The sequence below is a fragment of the uncultured Cardiobacterium sp. genome, from assembly GCF_938028825.1.
GTDB lineage: Bacteria > Pseudomonadota > Gammaproteobacteria > Cardiobacteriales > Cardiobacteriaceae > Cardiobacterium.
Window position 1 is genome coordinate 13,740 of sequence record NZ_CALIZP010000031.1, and the last position, 20,388, is coordinate 34,127.

Consider the following 20,388-nt stretch of genomic DNA (forward strand, 5'->3'; position numbering starts at 1 on the left):
GCGCATTATACACGGGGAAAAGCCATTGTGACGGAATTTTTACGTTATCCCTGCCAAAACATGACACACTGCCCATAAACCCCATCCAGAGGACACAGAAGATGACAACCTACGCCCTGCTTGCCGACATCGGCGGCACCAACGCCCGTTTCGCCCTTGGCGACGGCACCCGCCTGCACGCCATTGATACCCTGCCCACTACCGACTATCCGCGCCTTGAAGACGCCATTGCTGCCTACCTGCGCGCGCAGAATGTCAGCGTCAAACAGGCGTCAATTGCCATCGCCAATCCCATTACCGGCGATAGTGTGCAGATGACCAACCACCACTGGCATTTTTCCATCCGCGCCCTGCAAGCGGAGTTTCAGCTGGACAAACTGCGTGTCATCAACGACTTCACCGCGCAGGCGCTGGCCGTGCCGCATCTTGCAGCGGATGAAAAATGCCCCGTTAGCGCTGGCGAGGCGGCGGAAAACACGCCGCTGGCCGTCATCGGCCCCGGCACCGGCCTCGGCGTGTCCGCCCTCATTCCGGACGGGCGCGGCGGCTGGGTGGCACTCGCCGGCGAAGGTGGACACGTCAGCTTCGCGCCGCGCAACGACACCGAAGTAGCCATCTGGAAATATGCGCATGCCCGCCGCAGCCACGTTTCCGCCGAACGCATCACCAACGGCGCCGGCCTGACTCTCATCGACAATGCCCTTGCCACCCTGCGCGGCGAAACGCCACCTGAGCGCCGCCCGGCGGATATCACCGCCGCAGCACTCGCCGGCGAGGCAACGGCGCGGCAGACGCTTGATACCTACTGCGCTGCGCTGGCTACCGTCACCGCCGACCTCGTCCTCACGCTCGGCGCGCGCGGCGGCGTGTATCTCTGCGGCGGCATCCTGCCGCGTATCGCCGATTACTTCATCAACGAAAGCCCGTTCAAAACCCGCTTTGTCGACAAAGGCCGTTTCGAAGGCTACCTCGCCGCCGTGCCCATCTGGTTGGTGACGGCAAAGAACCCCGGCCTGGTCGGGGCCGCTGCCGCCCTGCGGCAGGACTGACCCCGCCGTTTCATGACAAACGCCCCGTTGCCGGGGCGTTTGCGTATCACCGTTTCAGGCAAAGACCAGCCGCACGCTGCTGTATCCGGCGACGGGATAAACGGCGTTTTCGCTCACCGCTGTGCCATCATCGGCGAAGCGGATGGACGCCGTTGCTGCCAGCACTTCTTCGACGAGCAGGCGCAGTTCGAGGCGGGCCAGCGGTGCGCCGGGGCAGGCATGAATGCCCGCGCCGTACACGAGGTTGGCGGACTGGTCGCGTTCGGGGCGGTATTCGTGCGCGTCGGGGAAGGCGGCTTCGTCGCGGTTGGCGCTGAGCCAGTTGAGGGTAACGCGGCTGCCGGCGGGCAGGTCGCGTCCGCTGATGTGCACGGGGCAGGCGGTGATGCGGCGGTTCGAGACCAGCGGATCTTCCAGACGCATGATTTCTTCGACTGCCGCCGGGATGGCAGCGGGATTTTCGCGCAAACGCTGCTGTTCGGCGGGATGGGCAGTGAGGAAGTGCAGGACGATGCCCGCCGAGGCGGAGACGGTGGACAGCTCGCCCACCGTCCAGTTGCGCAGCAGGGAAACCAGCTCTTCCTCCGTCATGCGCCGCCTGCCTTCGGACAGCGCCACCTCGTCATAAAGCAGCTCGGTGGTGATGTCGTTCGGCGCGGCATCGCCCGCGTCGCGGCGCTCTTGCAGCAGGTCGTGGATGTAGCCGTCAAATTCCAGCGCCACCTGGGCGATGGCGGCGGGGTCGCGGGCGAGTGTCGCGCGGCGGTTTTTTTCAATCCAGGCGGTGAGCGGCGCTTCGAGCGCTTCCGGCCAGCCGAGAAAGGCGTTCTGGATGCGCATGGCATAGCGCTGCGCGAAGCCGTCCATGATGTCCACCACTTCGCCGCGCGGCGTTTCGGCAATCAGGGTGCGGATGACGGCGCGGCAGGCGGGGGCGAAGGCGGCCATGCGTTCGGGGGTGTAATACTTGTCGTTGATGGCGCGGAAGGCGGTGTGTTCCGGTGCGTCCATGCCGCTGGGCACGGCGATGTGGCGGGTGGAAACGCGGTTGGAAAACTGTTCGGGATGCGCCAGCGCGTAGGCGATGTCTTCGTGGCGGAAGAGGGTGTAGCCGAGATAGTCGTCGTAGGCGACGGGGCAGGTGTGGCGCATGCGGTCGTAGGCGGCGCGCTGGTCCTGCTGGACTGCGGGGGCGCGGGCGTCCCAGTCGGGTTTGGGATTGCTCATGATGATTTGGCTGTGGTTATGGAGGAGACCTGATTATAGGCCTGCCCACCGCTCTGCCGCCGATTTTTATCAACACGCGCACGCCTGCCTCCGCACGGTCACACGCTACAATATGCCCTTCCCCATCCGACAGGAGCCCCCATGCCCCAGCAACTCACTCCGGGCGGCAACGCACCGCTGCCCGACGGACGCATCACCCTGCGCATCACCAGCACGGCGGACATTGACGTCGCCGCTTACCGCCTCGCCGCCAACGGCAAAGTGCGCGGCGACGGCGACATGATTTTCTACGGCCAGCAACAAAGCGACGACGGCAGCGTGCAGCGCAGCGGCAACGAACGCAACTGCCTGTTCACTCTCGACCTCGCCCGCCAGCCGGCCGCCATCGAGCGCATCGCCATCGCCTACTCCGCCGCGCGCCCGACCGCACAGCTCGGCGACGTCAAACTCGGCGTCGAAGTACGCGGCGACACCATCATCACCTGCCCGCTCGACACCGCCGGACGCAGCGAAACCGCGCTCATCCTCGCCGAGTGCTACCGCAGAAACGGCACCTGGAAAATCCGCTTCGTGGCGCAGGGCTACAACGGCGGGCTGAAACCGCTCTCCGAACACTTCGGCGTGGAGATTGCCGACGACCCCGCGCCCGCTGCCAAACCCGCTCCTGCCGCCGCCCCGCCGCGCCTCAGCCTGAGCAAAATCACCCTCGACAAGCACAACCCCGGCGTCAGCCTCGCCAAACAGGCGGACTACGGCACCATCCGCGTCAACCTCAACTGGAACCACGCCGGCAACGCGCCGCAAAAAGGCGGCTTCCTCGGCGGCCTCTTCAACAAAAACAAGGGCATCGACCTCGACCTCGGCGCCTTCATCCGCCTGAAAAACGGCGACCGCGACTGCGTGCAGGCGCTCGGCAACCGCTTCGGCAGCCTCGACCGCCCGCCATACGTGCGCCTGCGCGGCGACGACCGCACCGGTGCGGTCATCGACGGCGAATGGCTGGACGTGAACGGCTCGCACTGGGTGGACATCGCCGAAATCCTCGTCTTCGCCTTCATCTACGACGGCGTGCCGAACTGGGACGCGACCGACGGCATCGTCACCCTCTACGTGCAGGGGCAGGAAATCGAAACCCGCCTCACCGACGGCAACGCGCGCCACAGCATGTGCGCTATCGCCCGCCTGCTCAACGACGGCGGCAGCATCCGCGCCGAACGCATCAACCGCTACTTCCCCGGCCACCGCGACATGGACCGCGCCTTCGGCTGGGGCTTCCAGTGGACGGCGGGGCGGAAATAGTGCCGGTCAACCATCGGCGGACATTGGCAGGCCGCTTCCGCCCTTGCCGGCAAGACGGGTGCGCCACCGTGCGTGCAGCGGCGTACAATGCGCGCCCGGACAAACAACCGGTTTACATCAATCATGAGCAATACCCCCTATACCTTCAGCATTGACGGCACCCTGCAACAAGCCTTCGTCCTCGCCGCCCGCCAGCCGGACAGCGACGCCGCCGCCCTGCTGCGCGACTATGTGCGCGCCATCGTCTCCTATCAGGTGCAATCCGGCGAACTGCCGTCCGGCTATTCCTGCTAATACATAAAACCGCGTTCGCGGGACGGGTCGAAGCTCGCCGCAGCGATATTGATGGCGGGCTGCGGCCCGCCCGGCGGCAGATTGTTTTTTGCTTTTGCCAGCAATGCACTCTTTGGCCCACGGCGCCGGTATCCCCGCGATACCCGCGCCGTTTTTTGTGCGCCGCCTTTGTCGCGGCAAGCGGGGCGGAGGCCGGAAAGGAAAATAAGGAAAATCCGGCTAGGCCGTTTCATGACGAACCGCGCTTCCCGCCTATTCCAGCCACAGCGGATCGACATCCACCGCGCATCTGACGCGGAACGCCTTCGCCTGCGCCTGCAACCACGCCACCAGTTGCGGCAGTTCGCGTTGCAGGCGGTGCTTGTCCGCCGCCTGCACCAGCAGTTGCGCGCGCTGCTGCCCGTCCTTGCGCGGCATCACGGCGGGCGCTGGGCCGAACCATTGCCAGTCCCGGCCGATGCCCGCCGCTTGCGCGCCGTCGCGGGTGAAGGTGAGGGTTTGCATGGCGCGCGCGGCGTCGCGGTGGCGGGCGAGTAGCGACACTTGCGCGCTGTGCGGCGGCAGGGCGGCGGCGCGGCGTTCAGCGTCGAGGCGGCGCGCGGTCGTTTCATAGGGTTCGCGCAGGACGTTGAATACCGGATGCTGCGGCTGGCGCGTCTGCACCCACACCTGCCCCGCATTTGTCATCTCCCGCCCGGCGCGGCCACCGACCTGCACGAGTAACTGCGCGAGGCGCTCTTCGCCGCGATAGTCCACGCTGAACAGGGCCTGGTCGGCATCGACCACGGCGACGAGGTGCAAATTGGCGAAATGATGCCCTTTGGAAAGCCACTGCGTGCCGAGGATGATATCCACCGCGCCCGCGTGCACTTGCGCCACGGCGGCGGCAAACTGGCGGCCGGTGGTGCAGGCGTCGCTGTCGATGCGCAACACGCGCGCCTGCGGGAATTGCCGCGCCACGGTCTGTTCGAGGCGCTGCGTGCCGAGGCCGATCATCTGCAAGTCGTCCGCACTGCCGCAGGCGGGGCAGCGCACGGGCAACGCCTGCACGCGGCCGCAGTGGTGGCATTGCAGGTGCCGGGCGGCGGTGTGCACGGTCATCATCGCGTCGCAGGCGGGGCATTCGCTGCACCAGCCGCAGGCGTCGCAGCGCAACAGCGGCGCGTAACCCCGGCGGTTGAGGAAGAGCATCACCTGCCCGCCCGCCGCCAGTACCTGCCGCATGGCGCGGATGAGTTCGTGCGCAAGGCCGCCGCTTGCCGCTTCGCGGCGCATATCGAGGATGTGCACCGCCGGCAGCGCCACGGTTGCCGCCCGCGCCGGCAGGCGCAGATGCTGCCAGGCGCCCGCCCAGGCGTGTTGCAGGGTTTCCAGCGACGGCGTTGCCGAGCCGAGCAGGAGCGGCACACCCGCCTGCCGCGCCCGCACTACCGCCAAATCGCGGGCGTGGTAACGAAAGCCGTCTTGCTGTTTGTAAGCGCCGTCGTGTTCTTCATCGACGATGATGCCGCGCAGGTCGGCAAAGGGCGCGAACACTGCCGAACGTGTGCCGACCAGTACCTGCGCCTCGCCTGCGCGCACCGCCAGCCAGTTGTCGAGGCGCGCGCCGTCGGCGAGGGCCGAATGCGATACGGCGACTTCTCCGGCCAGCCGCGCTGCGAGCCGCGCGGCGAGCGCCTGCACCAGGCCGATTTCCGGCACCAGCAGCAGCACTTGCCCGCCGTCCGCCGTCAGCCGCTCAATCCAGCGCAGATACACCTCCGTCTTGCCCGAACCCGTCACCCCGTCCAACAGCGACACCGCCTGCCCCGCGAGCGGCAGGGCGGCGAGCGCCGCCGCCTGCGCCTCGTTCAGCGTCGGCGCGGCAGTAGCATCTGCCTGCACCCCGCGCCACGATTCGCGGCAGGCGAGCCAGCCGCGCCGCTGCAAATCCGCGAGCCAGGCGGGCGGAACCGCGCAGGCGGCGCGCAACGCCGCCTCGTCCACCTCGCCGTGTGCCGCCAGAAACGCCAGCACCGCCGCCTGCTTGCCGCCCAAACGCCCCGCCCGCGCTGCTTCGCCCGCCGCCGTCAACCGCCAGCAACGCGGCAGTTGCCGCAAGGCAGGCCGCCCCTCACGCAGCGGCACGGGCAACGCCGCCTGCACTACCTCGCCAAGCGGATGCTGATAATAACGGGCGGCGAAGCGCAGCAGGGCCAGCTGGGCGGCGTCGAGCAGCGGCGCGCTGTCCAGCACCGCCTCGACCGCTTTCAGCCCGTCGCTGTCGTCCATCGCCGCCACCGCCAGCACCACACCGATGACGCGGTCCCGCCCGAACGGCACGCGCACCCGTGCCCCGACTGCAACGGGGGCGGCGCAGAGATAATCAAAACATCCGGGCAGCGGGCGCGGCACGGCAACGCTGATTCTATGCGGGGTGGTCATGGCTGACCCATGAGAAACCGCCTGGCCGCCACGCAAGTGTCGCGGAGGGCTGAAGCCCGCCCTGCGCATCGGCACAAAGCAAAACCCCGCCCCGCAAAGATAGCGCCCGTGCCGCGCAAACCCGATAACATATAACCCTGCCTCGCAACCACAAAAACCACACACCCCATGACCAGCCAACCCCTCATCGAACTGCGCGACGTCGCCTACCACGCGGGCGGGCGCGACATTCTACATGACATCACCCTCACCATCCGCCGCAACCAGATCCTCACCATCGTCGGCCCGAACGGTGCCGGCAAAAGCACCCTGCTCGCCCTCATCCTCGGCCACCTCGCGCCGACGGCGGGCAGCATCTACCGCAGAAAACCGCTGAAAACCGGCTTCGTGCCGCAAAAATTCCACCCGCCGCCCGATTTGCCTGTAACCGCGCGCCGCTTCCTGCGCGACATCCCGCAGGCGGCAGCGAGCCCCCTGCTCGTCCGCCTCAACATCGCCCGCCTGCTCGACACCCCGCTGCAAACCCTCTCCGGCGGCGAAACCCAGCGCCTACTGCTGGCGCGCGCCATGCTGCGCCACCCCGACCTCATCGTGCTGGACGAACCGGCGGCGGGCATCGACCCCGTCGCCCTCGGCGACTACTACCAGACCATCCGCGACTGGCAGCGCGCCGAAAAAACCGCCATCCTCATGGTCAGCCACGACTTGCACCTCGTCATGGCGGCAAGCGACCACATCCTCTGCCTGAACCGCCATATCTGCTGCCACGGCAGCCCGGAAAGCATCATTGGCAACCCCGACTTCCTGCACCTCTTGGGCGACGACGCCCGCCACCCCGAAGCCATCGGTGTGTACACCCACCACCACGACCACAGCCACCTCTGAACCATGTTCCTCAACTTCATCCTCATCCCCTGGCTCTGCGCCCTCATCACCGGCACCATCGCCGCGCCTATCGGCGCGCTCATCGCCTGGCGCCGCCTCGTGTACTTCGGCGAAGCGCTGTCGCACGCCTCCCTGCTCGGCATCGCGCTGGCCCTGAAAAGCGGCCTGCCGCCCGCCGCCGGCATCTGGGGCATCACCCTGCTCCTCGTCGCCCTGCTCTACCTCATCGAGAAAAGCGGGCGGGAAAACCCCAGCAACATCCTCGGCAGCCTGTCGCACATCGCCCTCGCGTTGGGGATGCTGCTGCTCTCGACCATGGACAACATCCGCACCGACCTCATCAACTACCTCTTCGGCGACATCCTCGCCACCGATGCGGGCGATCTCTCCAACATCGGCATCGTCGCCGTCATCGCCTGCGCCGTGCTCTACCGCCTGTGGCAACCGCTCATCCTCATGACCATCAGCCCCGCCATCGCCCGCAGCGAGCACCCGCACGCGCGCCACTACGACCTCGCCTTCCTGCTGCTCATCGGCCTCTTCATCGGCACCACCGTGCAGTATTTCGGCCTGCTGCTCGTCATCGCCCTGCTCATCATCCCGGCCAACACCGCGAACCGCCTCGCCAAAACCCCCGAACAAAGCGCGGCGCTGGCCGCCTGCCTCGCCGCCCTCGCGACCACCCTCGGCACGGCGCTGGCCTGGACCGCCGACCTGCCGGTGAGCCCCGCCATCATCAGCATCGCCGGCGGCCTCTATTTCGCGGTGCTCATCGCCACGCACCAGTGGCGGCTGCGGCGTCCGGCCCCGCCTTCCTGACGGCAAAAATACGCGGGCTCCGGCCCGCCGCCGCCGCGCGCTTGATTGGTGACCGAAGCGGTACGGATTATAATTGTCAAGAAATCCCATACCCGCAGGTGCCGCCATGACCGGAATCATCGACAAACACTACCTCTTCGCCCCTTTGTCCGAAGCCGACCGGGCGCGCCTGACCCAGCGCAAGAACCGCCGCCACTATCACGCGGGCAGCATGATTTTCACCCGCAACCAGGCGACCACCGACTTCTTCTTCGTCATCTCCGGCACCGTCCGCCTCTACTTTTCCGCACCCGACGGCAAGGAAAAGACCGTCAAGCTGTTCAGTCGCGGGCAGAGTTTCGGCGAGGCGTTGATGTTCATGCACCACGACACCTACCCCGCCAACGCCATTGCCACCGAAGACACCGAACTGCTCGTCATCAACAACCGCGAGTTCCGCGAAATCCTCTCGAAAAACAATGAACTGTGCTTTGCCATCATGGGCGCGCTGGCCGAATACGTGCAATCATTGAGCTCGCAGATCGAAATGCTGAGCGTCTTCGACGCCCGCACCCGCCTGCTGCACTATCTGCGCGACCACATGCAGGGCGAGCGCAAAAACGGCGCGCGCTACCCGCTCGACATCAACAAGAAAGACCTCGCCGAATATCTTGCCATCCGCGCCGAAACCCTGTCGCGCCTGCTGAAACAGCTCGAACAGGAACACGTCCTCATCTGGGATCCGCGCGGCGTGACCGTGTACGACTGGAAAAAGCTGCAAGAAGTCTGAGCGGTGCCGCACGGAGCCGTATGGAATGCGCAAAACCCCCGCTATAAAATAGCGCGCCCCACCAACAGCACTACGGAATCCCATGCACTGGCTCACCCAGCTCTTCACCCAGACCGAAAGCGTCGCCTACACCGCCATCATCTACTCCCTCGTCATTTTCAGCGGCGCGGCGCTCGGCCGCCTGCGCATCTGCGGCATCACCTTCGGCGTGACCATCGTCCTCTTCACCGGCATCATCGTCTCCTACCTCGGCTTCACGGTGAACGAACACACCGCCCACTTCATCCGCGAATTCGGCCTCATCCTTTTCGTCTATACCATCGGCCTGCAAGTCGGCCCCGGCTTCTTCGCCTCCTTCCAGAAAGAGGGGCTGAAGCTGAACCTGCTGATGTTCATCGTCGTCGCCGCCGACATCCTCATCGTGCTCGCCTACTACTTCGCGGGCAGCGCGCCACTGCACGAACTCATCGGCGTGATGCAGGGCGCGGTCACCAACACCCCCGGCCTCGGCGCGGCGCAGCAGACACTGACCAACCTCGTCGGCGACGGCAAACAGGCGGTACAAATGGCCGCCGGTTATGCCGCCGCCTACCCGGGCGGGGTGCTGGGGCTGATTGCCGCCATCTTCATCATCAAATACGCCTTCCGCATCAACGTGCTGGCGGAAAAACGCCTTACCCTGCGCCGCCTGCGCGCCGGTACCTCCGTCGTCACCCGCATCGCGCTTGAAATCAGCAACCCGATGCTGGAAAACCAGACCATCGCCGACATCCGCCGCATCCTGCCGTTCAGCTTCGCCGTGTCGCGCATCAGCCGCGACGGCAACATCGAACTGGCCGACGAACAGAGCCGCGTCAAAGTCGGCGACGTCCTCCTCATCATCGCCCGCGACGACGAAGTGGACCGCCTCATCACCCTCATCGGCAGCCCGACCAGCAGCACCATTTTCAGCGACGCGCCAAAATCCGCCACGCCCGCCTACATCACCTCGACACGGGTCAACGTCACGCAAGGCGCGGTGTGCAACAAAAAACTCTCCACCCTCAACGTCCACGACCGCTACGGCGTGAACATCACCCGTGTCATGCGCGCCGGCATCGAATTCATCCCCGACCGCAACACCCGCCTGCAATTCGGCGACTCCATCACCATCATCGGCGACGCCGCGCACATCAAGACCGCCGTCGCCGCCTTCGGCAACTCCAAGCGCGACCTGCAAATCCCGCACATCGCCGAACTCTTCCTCGGCATCACCCTCGGCATCATCCTCGGTGCCGTCCCCATCCCGGTGCCGGGCGTGCCGGTACCGATCAAACTCGGCCTGGCGGGCGGGCCGCTGGTGGTCGCCATCCTCATCAGCCGCTACGGCGGACGCTTTTCCGTCACCCACTACGTCTCGCAAAGTGCCAACCTCATGGTGCGCGAACTCGGCCTCGCCCTCTTCCTTGCCAGCGTCGGCCTCAGCGTCGGCCCCGCCTTCTTCGCCGCGCTCAAAGACGGCGACGGCCTCTACTGGATGGCGCTCGGCATCGTCATCACCCTGCTGCCGCTGCTGATTGCGGGCTTCACCGCCCGCCTCTGGGGCAAACTGACCTTCCCGGAAATCTGCGGCCTGCTCACCGGTTCGCACACCGGCGCGCCGGTTTTGCCGTTTGCCTGCGAAATCTCGCAGTCGGACGAAGCCGCGCTCAAATACGCCGCCGTGTACCCGCTCACCACCTTCATGCGCATCATGGTCGGGCAGATGCTGATCGTGCTCTTCTTCCACGCTGCGGCATGACGCATCGCCGCGCGCGCAAAAGCCCCATCTGCCGAGGGCTTTTCCGGGCGGGGCATAACCGATAACCACCATCAAAAATCATGACTATGCCGCGCGCCGCGAAACGGTTACCATGACCGCTCATCCGGACCGTACACGTCCGGTATGAACCCACCCACAAACCCAAGAGGAACCAATCATGACCACACTCTACACCGCACACGTCCATGTCACCGGCGGCCGCGACGGCGCCGCCAAATCGAACGACGGCAAACTCGATCTGAAACTCGCTCCGCCGGCCGAGCTCGGTGGCAACGGTGCCGGTACCAACCCGGAACAACTCTTTGCTGCCGGCTATGCCGCCTGCTTCATGGGTGCCGCCCGCCTCGTCGCCGGCAACGACAAAATCGCCGTGCCGCAAGGCTTCGCCATCGACGCCGATGTCGCCCTCGGCAAAGACACGCAAGACCACTTCCGCCTCGGTGTTGTCTTCAACATCGCCCTGCCCGGCATGGACAAAGCCGCCGCCGAAGCCCTCATCGCCAAAGCGCACGAAGTCTGCCCGTACTCCCGCGCCACCCGGGGCAATATCGACGTTACCTTCCACATCAACGTCTGATACCCGTCATCCGGCGCACAAGCGGGGCATTGCCCCGCTTTTTTCATGCGCGCCCCGCCTCCGCCCGCCGCCCGCGCGGACGGGCTACGCTACAATGTCCCTCCCCCCTTCATCCCGTTACCGCCCATGTTCAATGCCGAAGACCGCACGCGTTATGCGCGTCTGCTTGCTTTCATCCGCCCGCACTGGAAGGTCGTGCTGCTCGCCGTTATCGGCACGGTGCTTTACGGCCTCACCGAGCCGCTGGTGCCGTTTGTCCTGCAACCGCTGGTCGATGGCGGTTTTGCCAAAGGCGACATGCGCACGGTCTATGGCCTCACCGCCCTGCTCTTTTTCGGCTTTGCCCTGCGCGGGCTTGCCAGTTATACGGCGGCGTGCAGCATGAACTGGCTGGCGCAGCAGGTGGTGTATACGCTGCGCGGCCTGATGTTCCGCCAGTTGCTGCGCCTGCCGATGGGGTATTTCGACACGCACAGCGCGGGCGGCATCGTCTCGCGTTTTACTTATGATGTGTTGCAACTGATGGCGGCGAGCACGGACGCGGTCGCCATTTTGCTGCGCGAGTCGGTAACGATTGTCGCGCTGACGCTGTTCCTGCTTTATCTCGACTGGAAGATGACGCTGCTCCTGTTTGTCGTCGCGCCGGTCCTGGCGTTTGTCATCGTCCATGTCTCGCGCAAGCTGCGCCGCATGGCGCGCGCCATGCAGGAAGACATGAGCGGCATGAATCATGTGGTGGATGAGGCGCTGCGCGGGCGGGCGATTGTCCGCATTTACAACGGCCAGGCGTTTGAGTTTGCCCGCTTCGAGCAGCAGGCGGAGGCGGTGCGTTCGCATGCGGTGCGTTCGACGCGCATTGCCGAAAGTGCCTCGCCGGCGGTGGAGATGACGATTATCGCCGCGCTGTCGCTGGTGCTGATTCTGTTCGCGCTGAAAGCGCGCGCCACGCCGGACGAGATGACGACCGGGGTGTTTGTCTCCTTCCTCGGCACGATGGCGCTGCTCTTCCCGCCCATCAAGCGCATCGGCAAGGTCAACGAGCCGATTCAGCGCGGCCTGGCGGCGGCGCAGAGTATTTTCGATTTTCTCGACGCGCCCGCCGAACCCGACCCCGCCCTGCCGCCCTGCACCATCACGCGCGGCGAGATTGTCTTCCGCGAGGTGTTTTTTTCGTATCCGGAACAGCCGGTGCTGCGCGGTTTCAACCTGCATATCCGGGCGGGCGAGACGGTGGCGCTGATTGGCGAGTCGGGCAGCGGCAAATCGACGATTGCCGCGCTGCTTGCCGGGTTTTATGCGCCGGAGGCGGGCGCGATCCTGATTGACGGCATGGATACGGCGGCGATGTCGCTCGCCGACCGCCGCCGCGCCATTGCTTTTGTTTCGCAGGATACGGTGCTGTTTTCCACTTCCATCGCCGCCAATATCGCCTATGCCGACCCGCAGCCGGACGCGGCGCGCATCGAGATGGCGGCAACATCGGCGAACGCGGCGGATTTCATCGCCAGGCTGCCGCACGGTTATGCGGAAGACATCGGCCCGCAGGGCGGGCGGCTTTCCGGCGGGCAGAAGCAGCGCATCGCCATCGCCCGCGCCCTTTACAAAGATGCGCCGATCCTGATTCTGGATGAAGCGACCTCGGCGCTGGATAATCACAGCGAGGCGAAGGTGCAGGAAGCGGTGGAGCGGCTGCGGCACGGGCGCACCGCCATCATCATCGCGCACCGCCTTTCGACCATCCGCAATGCCGACCGCATCGTCGTCCTCGAACAGGGGCGCATTGTCGAAAGCGGCAGCCACGCCGAACTGCTCGGGCGGGGGGGCAGTTATGCTAAACTGCTGTCCCGGCATTATCAGTAACATTATGAAAAAATTGAGAATTTTAATGGTCTGCATGGGCAACATCTGCCGCTCGCCAATGGCGGAAGGTGTTGCCCGTTATCTGTTGCGCACGGTGGGGCGCGATGACGTCCTGCTCGATTCCGCCGGTACCCACGCCGCCTGGCACGACGGCGACGCCCCCGACCCGCGCGCCCGCCGCGTCATGCGCGCCCACGGCATGCCGATTAACGACCTGCGCGCCCGCCCCTTCGGCCCCGGCGATTTCGCGCGCTTCGACCGCATCCTCGTCGCCGATTGGCGCAATTATCAGGACGTTACCGCACTCGCCGAAAACGGCGCGCAGCAGGACAAAGTCGGCTTCATGCTGGAAACCCTGCCGGACAGCCCGGCGCTGCCCGACCCCTATCTCGGTACGCCGGAAGATTTCGAGCGCACCTTCACCCTGCTCGAACAGGCCCTGCGCCTGAGGTTCGCCCATGAATGAAATCCCCGCCAACCGCGAGCAGTACCACCACCTCTGGCAGGACGTGCTGCTCAACATGAAAGGCATCTGCAACAACGACCAGATGCTGGCCTTGCAGGCATTGACCCCGCAAGTGGTCAGCCCCGCCTCGTGGATACTGCTCGCGCCGAACAAATTCGCCCAGGAAGAAATCGAAAAGAACCTGTTGCCCGTGCTGCAAATGACGCTGCGGAACAAGGGCGTGACGAAAATCGAGCTGAAAGCCGCCACCACCCCCGACCTCTTCAACAACGCCGCGCCGGGCAAGCAGGGCGGCAGCGTGACCGCCGCCTTTGAAAGCAACCTCAACCCCGATTACCGCTTCGAGAACTTCGTCACCGCGCCGTCGAACAACGAAGCCTTCGCCGCCGCCGAGCGCGTCTCCGGCAAAACCTTCTTCGCCGACAGCAACCCGCTCTTCATCTACGGCGGCACCGGCCTGGGCAAATCGCACCTGATGCACGCCGCCGGCAACGCCCTGCGCCGCCACAACCGCCCGAAAGTGATGTATCTCACCGGCGAGCAGTTCGTGAACGAATTTCTCGCCGCCCTCGCCGGGAAAACGCAAAAAGCCTTTTCCAGCCGCCTGCGCAACGTCGATGCCCTCTTGGTGGACGATGTGCAGTTCCTCGGCGGCAAGGACCAGTCGCAAGCCGAATTCTTCCACACCTTCAACGAACTGATGGACAAGAAGCGGCAGATCATCCTCACCTGCGACCGCTACCCGCGCGAAATCGAAGGGCTGGAACAGCGCCTCATCTCCCGCTTCGGTGCGGGGCTGACCGTCTCCATCCGCGCGCCCGAACCGGAAACCCGCTACGCCATCCTGAAAAGCAAGGCGAAAGAACAGCATTTCAACCTGCCCGACGACGTCGCCTTCTTCATCGCCGAAAACATCAACTCCAACGTGCGCGAACTCGAAGGCGCGCTGAAAAAAGTCATCTTCCAGTGCCAGGTAATCAAGGGCGACACCGAAGCGACCATCGCCATCGCCAGGGCGGCCCTGCACGACCAGTTGCAGGCGCAGAAAAACCAGACCAATGTGGATAACATTCAGAAACGCGTGGCAAAGTACTACGGCATCAGCGTTGACGAAATGCTCGCGGACAGCAGGCGGCAGAACATCGCCCTGCCGCGCATGGTGGCGATGGCACTCACCCGCGAGCTTACCGATATGTCCTTGAAAAGCATAGCGGAATCCTTCCACCGCAAGGACCACAGCACTGTGCTGAACGCCATCGACAACATCGGCAAACGGCGTAAAAACGACCCGCGTTTCCGTGAAGAATACGAGACCATCAAGGCCATTATCACCGGCTGAAACCTGTGGATAACTTGGTGGACAACCCCGTGGATACGCCGTGCATATCACGTGCATAAAAAACACCGCCGACTTGTCAACCATCCATCCACCGCTTTTCCACCGGTTTTCCCGTCTGCAAACCGCCCCGTTTTTCTTTACACTGCCGACACTTGCCCGACTTTTCCACATATCCACAGGAACGACTATGACGACGACATTACATAAAAGAGGTTATCTATGAAATTCAGCATCAGCAAAGAGCAGTTCCTCGAACCGCTCGCGGACATCAGCAACATCGTGGCGCGCAAAACCACCAAACCCATCCTCAGCCACGCCCTCATCCAGGCGAACGGCGACAGCCTGCTGCTGAAAGGCACCGATACCGAAGTTACCCTGCAAATCCTCCTGCACGACCTTGCCGTCCAGGAAGAAGGCGCCATTACCGTGCCGGCGGGCAAACTGCTCGACGTAGTGCGCCACCTGCCCGCCCAGGCCACGGTGTATTGCTCGCTCGACAAAGAACAGCTGCTGGTGAAAGCCGCCGGCAGCGTCTTCCGCATCGCCACCCTGCCCGCCGAAGACTTCCCGGCGCTGGCCGAAGCGGACATGGACGGCCGTATCGAAATAGACAGCAGCGCCCTGCACGGCATCATGCAGAAAGTCCGTTTCTCGATGGCCAATGAAGATGTGCGCTACTACCTGAACGGCATGTACCTCAACGTTGTGGAAGACGGCCACGCCATCCACGCCGTCAGCACCGACGGCCACCGCCTCTCCTGCGCGCGCAGCGGCCTTGATACCGCCGCGACTGCCGGCACCAGCCTCATCGTGCCGAAAAAGGGCGTGAATGAACTCATCCGCCAACTGGCGCGGGTCAGCCAGCCCGTCGTCCTCAATCTCGGCGAACGCCAGCTCAGCCTGACCATCGGCGGCACCCGCCTCACCAGCCAGCTCATCGACGGCAATTTCCCCAACTACGAACAAGTCCTGCCGCCGATGCAGGAAAACCCGGTACTCGTCGCGCGCCAGGCCTTCCTCGAATCGCTGCAACGCGCCAAGGTGCTGCTGCTTGACCGCCATGACGGTATCCGCCTCACCTTTGCCGGCACCCGCCTGCAACTGGCGGCGCGCAACCTTGAAAACGAAACCGTGGAAGAAGCGCTGGACATCATCAACCCGCAGAACCTCGAACTCGAAGCGGCGCTGAACATCAACTACCTCATCGACGCCGTCTCGACCATCGACGGCGACAACGTGCAACTGCACTTCACCGACAAGAACAGCCCCTGCCTCATCACCAGCAGCGAGGACGAAGGCGTGCGCTACATCATCATGCCAATGCGCCTGTAACGCCCGACACCGAAAGCCGCCGCCGGGCGGCTTTTTCATGGATGCCGCTGCGAGGCCGATAATGACGCTTGGCGGGCGCAGCCTGCTTTCCGCGTTGCGGACAGCACAACCGCCAAGCGGGAAAGCCACGCGTTTTTTGCTTTTGCGACATTGCAGGCAACGCCTCTGCGAAAGCCGGTAACGCCGCTTGGCGGGTCCGACCTCGAAGCAGCGGCAAAAAACCACAACCGTCCACAGGCAAATTACCATCAAATTGTGATTATCTTGCCCCGGCGTTAAAATCGCGCAAACAAAGGCGGTTTCCGCATTTTGTTCCTCCCCCAACCACCCTGAGAGGTATCCATCCATGACAATCGCGGTTGTAATCACCACCCACGGTCATGCCGCCAAGGCCCTGCTGGCCACGGCGGAGATGATCATCGGCGCGCAGGAGAACGTGCGCTGTGTGGATTTTGTCCCCGGCGAGAACGGCGAAGTGCTGGCGGGCAAAATCCGCGCCGCCGCCGCCGAACTCGACGCGTCGCAAGGTCTCTTGCTGCTGGTTGACCTGTGGGGCGGCACGCCCTTCAACGCCTCAAGCGGCATCGCCCATGATGACGCGCACTGTGAAGTCGTCACCGGCGTCAACGTGCCGATGCTCGTCTCCGTGCTGATGGAGCGCGAAGACGTGAACGAACTGGGCGCACTCGCCGCCCTCGCCCAGCGTGAAGGGGCAGACGGTGTGAAAGCGCTGAAAACGCGGCAGGCGGCGACGGCCGCCGCTGCGCCTGTTGCCGCCGCAGAGGCACCTGCTGCCGCGCCTGCCGCCGCCGGTTTCGACGAAAACGACCCGGAAATCCGGCGTTTGCGCGCCGAAGCGTCGGCAAAAGCCAACGACGGGCCGCACATGAAATTCGGCCTGTGGCGCATTGATGACCGTCTTATCCACGGTCAGGTGGCCACCCGCTGGACGAAGGAAACCGGTGTCAACCGCATCATCGTCGTCAACGACCAGGTGGTAAAAGACAAAACCCGCTCCACCATGCTCAAGCAGGCCGTGCCGCCGGGCGTGACTGCGCACGTCGTCAGCGTGGACAAGATGATGCGCGTCTATAACAACCCCGAATACGCCGACGACAAGGTCATGCTGCTCTTTACCAATCCGACGGATGCTCTGGAACTGGTACGCCGTGGTGTGCCCGTCAAGTCCATTAATATCGGCGGCATGGCCTACAAAGAAGGACGCACCATGCTCGATACCTCGGTTTCCGTTGACGCCAAAGACGTGGAAGCCTTCAAGGAGCTGGACAGCAAGGGCATTGAGCTGGAAGTGCGCAAAGTCGCTTCCGACAAAAAAGTGCCGGTGCTGTCCCTCATCGCCGAAAAATACAAACCCTAACGGAGACACCTCATGGAAATCTCAGCAGTACAAATCTTCTTCGTCTTCCTCGTCGGCTGCCTGTCCGGCATGGGTTCTATTCTTGACGAATTTCAAACCCACCGCCCGCTCATCGCCTGCACGCTGACCGGCCTCGCCCTCGGTGACATGACCAGCGGCATCCTGGTCGGCGGCACCCTGGAAATGATGGCGCTCGGCTGGATGAACATCGGCGCCGCCATCGCACCGGATGCCGCGCTTGCCTCCATCATCTCCACCATCCTCGTCATCGCCGGCAAACAGCCGATGGGCACCGGTATCGCCCTTGCCATCCCGCTCGCCGCCGCCGGGCAGGTGCTGACTATCCTCGTCCGTGCCATCACCGTCGGCTTCCAGCACGCCGCCGATAACGCGGCAAAAACCGGCAACCTCCGCGCCATCACCTGGCTGCACCTCGGCGCGCTGGTGCTGCAAGCGATGCGCGTCGCCATCCCCGCCGTCATCGTCGCCTCCACCGTCGGCACCAGCGTCGTCCACGATATGCTCAACGCCATTCCGGATGTGGTTACCGGCGGGCTGAACGTCGCCGGCGGCATCATCGTCGTCGTCGGTTACGCGATGGTGATCAACATGATGCGCGCGCCGCACCTGATGATGTTCTTCTTCGTCGGTTTCGTCGTCGCCGCCTTCACCAACTTCAACCTCGTCGCCCTCGGCGTGCTCGGCATCGCCATCGCCTACTTCTACATCCAGATGCACCCGAAATACCACAAAGGCAGCGGCAGCAGTGTGCAAACCGCCGCCGCCCAACCGAACAAACTCGACAACCAGCTTGACTAGGAGCGCGCCATGGAAACCCAAAACCAGAAAAAACTCACCAAAAGCGACCTCAACGCCTGCTTCATCCGCTCCAACCTGCTGCAAGGCTCCTGGAACTTTGAACGCATGCAGGCGCTCGGCTACTGCTTTGGCATCGTCCCCGCCATCCGCCGCCTCTACCCCGAAGGCAGCCAGGAACGCAAAGACGCCATCAAGCGGCATTTGGAGTTCTACAACACCCAGCCCTTCATGACCGCGCCCATCCTCGGCGTCAACCTGGCGATGGAAGAACAGCGCGCGAACGGCGCGCCGATCGACGACGCCGCCATCAACGGCATCAAGGTCGGCCTGATGGGACCGCTCGCCGGCGTTGGTGACCCCATCTTCTGGGGCACGGCGCGCCCCGTTTTTGCCGCCCTCGGCGCGGGTATCGCGCAAAGCGGCAGCCTGCTCGGTCCCATCCTCTTCTTCGTTCTCTTTAACGCCGTGCGCCTCTTCGTGCGCTACTGGGGTATCCAGTACGGCTACCGCAAAGGGTTGGAAGTCGTCTCCGACATGGGCGGCGGCGCACTGCAAAAAATCACCGAAGCGGCTTCCATCCTTGGTCTCTTCATCATGGGCGCGCTGGTGAACAAGTGGACGCACATCAACATCCCCTACGTCATCTCGGAAATCACCACCCGCGACGGCGCCGTCGTCACCACACAGACCACCACTGTGCAAAACGTGCTGGATAACCTCATGCCCGGCCTGCCTGCCCTCGGCATGACCTTCCTCTGCATGTATCTACTGCGCAAAGGGGTGAACGCCCTGTGGCTCATCTTCGGCATTTTCGGCATCGGCATCCTCGGCTACTGGCTGAAAATACTGGCCTGATTGCCTCCCGCCGACCTGCAAAGCCCTTCCCCGGAAGGGCTTTTTCACATTTTCAGCTTCCTGCGCGGGCAAAACCCCTTGTGCCGTGGCCGCGCCCGGTCCGGCATGATGGTGCGGCCGAAAAAAACGCCCACCGGGGGCGGGCGTTTGTCTGTGCCGTACTTTACGGCGTCTGCAACGGATTGATGAGGAGCGGCGGGGTCAGCGGGTTGCCGTTATCCGGCACCGCCTGCGCAGGCGTCGCCTGAGCACTTGCCGATGCCGCCAGCGCATTGATGAGCAGTTGCGCATGGGCGGCGCCGCGCGCATCGAGACCGTTCTGCTGCCGGATGTCCTCCGGCGTGAGCGTCCGGTCGGCAAAGGCAAAGCGTTCGATGCGGCCGCTGCCGTCGGCGGCAAAGTAATCGCGGATGCGCAGCGAATCTCCATCGTTGTAGCCGTAAAGCAGCAGGTCTTGCGCCTCGCGGCGGAATTGCACTTCGCTCAGGCGGATGTCTTCCAGTTGCAGGGTGTCGTTGCCCCGGTCGTCGATGATGTCCTGCCCGTGCCCTTTGCCGATGCGGTAGGTGTCATCGCCTTCGCCGCCGCTTTGGTAGTCGTTACCACTGCCGCCGATGAGCACGTCGTCGCCACGGCCGCCGAAGAGGATGTCGTTGCCGTCGCCGCCGATCAGCAGGTCGTTGCCCAGGCTGCCGTAGAGTTCGTCTTCTCCCGCGCCGCCGACGAGTGTGTCGTCGCCGCCGTCGCCGTAGAGTTTGTCGTTGCCGTTTTCGCCGAAGAGGGTGTCGTCGCCGTTGCCGCCCTGCAATTCGTCGTTGCCTTCGTCGCCGTAGAGTTCGTCCTCGCCCGCGCCGCCGACGATTTTGTCATCGCCGTTGTCGCCGAAGAGGGTATCGCTGCCGTTACCGCCGTAGAGTTCGTCTTCGCCGTCGCCGCCCTGCAGTTCGTCGTTACCGTCGTCGCCGTAGAGTTTGTCGTTGCCGTAGCGGCCGAAGACAAGGTCGTCACCCGCGCCGGCAAAGATTTGGTCATCGCCGTTGCCGCCGAGGAGTGTGTCGTCTCCGTTCGTGCCGTACAGCGTGCGGCCTGCTTCGGGCTCAACAGGAGCCAGGTCGACGGGTTTCGGGTCAACGGGTTTCGGGTCAACGGGTTTCGGGTCAACGGGTTTCGGGTCAACGGGTTTCGGGTCAACGGG

The 20,388-nt window shown here is 64.2% G+C and carries 18 protein-coding genes; 15 read left to right on the plus strand and 3 right to left on the minus strand.

The genetic code is table 11. From position 1 onward, the window contains the following. The first annotated feature begins 101 nt into the window (after positions 1–101). Positions 102–1,049: a glucokinase gene (locus Q0562_RS04550; protein WP_298641760.1), complete on the plus strand. Its 948-nt coding sequence runs from the start codon at positions 102–104 to the stop codon at positions 1,047–1,049. Between the two features lie 54 nt (positions 1,050–1,103). Here Q0562_RS04550 and Q0562_RS04555 read toward each other — a convergent pair whose 3' ends face one another. After that, positions 1,104–2,276: a cytochrome P450 gene (locus Q0562_RS04555; protein ID WP_298641762.1), complete on the minus strand. Its 1,173-nt coding sequence runs from the start codon at positions 2,274–2,276 to the stop codon at positions 1,104–1,106. A 141-nt stretch (positions 2,277–2,417) separates the two neighbouring features. Between Q0562_RS04555 and Q0562_RS04560 the strand changes: the two genes are divergently transcribed. Together Q0562_RS04560 and Q0562_RS04565 are read left to right on the plus strand one after the other, a co-directional pair. Further along, positions 2,418–3,575 (plus strand): TerD family protein, encoded by a 1,158-nt coding sequence (locus Q0562_RS04560; protein ID WP_298641764.1) that lies wholly within the window; start codon positions 2,418–2,420, stop codon positions 3,573–3,575. A 123-nt stretch (positions 3,576–3,698) separates the two neighbouring features. Next, positions 3,699–3,869, plus strand: coding sequence for a hypothetical protein (locus tag Q0562_RS04565; protein ID WP_298641766.1), 171 nt, complete (start codon positions 3,699–3,701; stop codon positions 3,867–3,869). A 252-nt stretch (positions 3,870–4,121) separates the two neighbouring features. Here Q0562_RS04565 and Q0562_RS04570 read toward each other — a convergent pair whose 3' ends face one another. Beyond that, positions 4,122–6,293, minus strand: a complete 2,172-nt coding sequence (locus Q0562_RS04570; RefSeq protein ID WP_298641768.1) for a primosomal protein N' — start codon at positions 6,291–6,293, stop codon at positions 4,122–4,124. Positions 6,294–6,461: 168 nt separating this feature from the next. On the opposite strand from Q0562_RS04570, the gene Q0562_RS04575 reads away from it, so the two are divergent. From Q0562_RS04575 to Q0562_RS04630, 12 genes are all read left to right on the plus strand, one after another. Then, positions 6,462–7,178: a metal ABC transporter ATP-binding protein gene (locus tag Q0562_RS04575; protein ID WP_298641770.1), complete on the plus strand. Its 717-nt coding sequence runs from the start codon at positions 6,462–6,464 to the stop codon at positions 7,176–7,178. 3 nt (positions 7,179–7,181) lie between these two features. Beyond that, a complete protein-coding gene (locus tag Q0562_RS04580) occupies positions 7,182–7,997 on the plus strand; it encodes a metal ABC transporter permease (RefSeq protein WP_298641772.1) in 816 nt (271 codons plus the stop codon). A 106-nt stretch (positions 7,998–8,103) separates the two neighbouring features. Beyond that, on the plus strand, positions 8,104–8,766 hold the full coding sequence (locus tag Q0562_RS04585; RefSeq protein WP_298641774.1) for a Crp/Fnr family transcriptional regulator: 663 nt from the start codon (positions 8,104–8,106) through the stop codon (positions 8,764–8,766). 82 nt (positions 8,767–8,848) lie between these two features. After that, positions 8,849–10,546: a putative transporter gene (locus tag Q0562_RS04590; protein WP_298641775.1), complete on the plus strand. Its 1,698-nt coding sequence runs from the start codon at positions 8,849–8,851 to the stop codon at positions 10,544–10,546. Between the two features lie 178 nt (positions 10,547–10,724). Continuing rightward, entirely contained in the window at positions 10,725–11,144 is a 420-nt protein-coding gene (locus tag Q0562_RS04595) for an organic hydroperoxide resistance protein (RefSeq protein ID WP_298641776.1), read from the plus strand. Between the two features lie 126 nt (positions 11,145–11,270). After that, positions 11,271–13,004: a lipid A export permease/ATP-binding protein MsbA gene (gene msbA, locus Q0562_RS04600; protein ID WP_298641777.1), complete on the plus strand. Its 1,734-nt coding sequence runs from the start codon at positions 11,271–11,273 to the stop codon at positions 13,002–13,004. A 4-nt stretch (positions 13,005–13,008) separates the two neighbouring features. Next, positions 13,009–13,470 (plus strand): low molecular weight protein-tyrosine-phosphatase, encoded by a 462-nt coding sequence (locus Q0562_RS04605; protein ID WP_298641778.1) that lies wholly within the window; start codon positions 13,009–13,011, stop codon positions 13,468–13,470. After that, a complete protein-coding gene (dnaA, locus tag Q0562_RS04610; RefSeq protein WP_298641779.1) occupies positions 13,463–14,809 on the plus strand; it encodes a chromosomal replication initiator protein DnaA in 1,347 nt (448 codons plus the stop codon). The genes Q0562_RS04605 and dnaA overlap by 8 nt, the downstream gene beginning before the upstream one ends. A gap of 219 nt (positions 14,810–15,028) precedes the next feature. Continuing rightward, positions 15,029–16,141, plus strand: a complete 1,113-nt coding sequence (dnaN, locus tag Q0562_RS04615) for a DNA polymerase III subunit beta (RefSeq protein WP_298641781.1) — start codon at positions 15,029–15,031, stop codon at positions 16,139–16,141. Positions 16,142–16,487: 346 nt separating this feature from the next. Beyond that, positions 16,488–17,519 (plus strand): PTS mannose transporter subunit IIAB, encoded by a 1,032-nt coding sequence (manX, locus tag Q0562_RS04620; protein ID WP_298641783.1) that lies wholly within the window; start codon positions 16,488–16,490, stop codon positions 17,517–17,519. A gap of 12 nt (positions 17,520–17,531) precedes the next feature. Then, positions 17,532–18,338 (plus strand): PTS mannose/fructose/sorbose transporter subunit IIC, encoded by an 807-nt coding sequence (locus Q0562_RS04625; protein WP_298641785.1) that lies wholly within the window; start codon positions 17,532–17,534, stop codon positions 18,336–18,338. 9 nt (positions 18,339–18,347) lie between these two features. Continuing rightward, positions 18,348–19,193: a PTS mannose transporter subunit IID gene (locus Q0562_RS04630; protein ID WP_298641787.1), complete on the plus strand. Its 846-nt coding sequence runs from the start codon at positions 18,348–18,350 to the stop codon at positions 19,191–19,193. Positions 19,194–19,356: 163 nt separating this feature from the next. On the opposite strand, the gene Q0562_RS04635 is transcribed toward Q0562_RS04630, so the two are convergent. Next, a partial coding sequence (locus Q0562_RS04635) for a calcium-binding protein (RefSeq protein ID WP_298641789.1) occupies positions 19,357–20,388 on the minus strand: 1,032 nt, incomplete at its 5' end.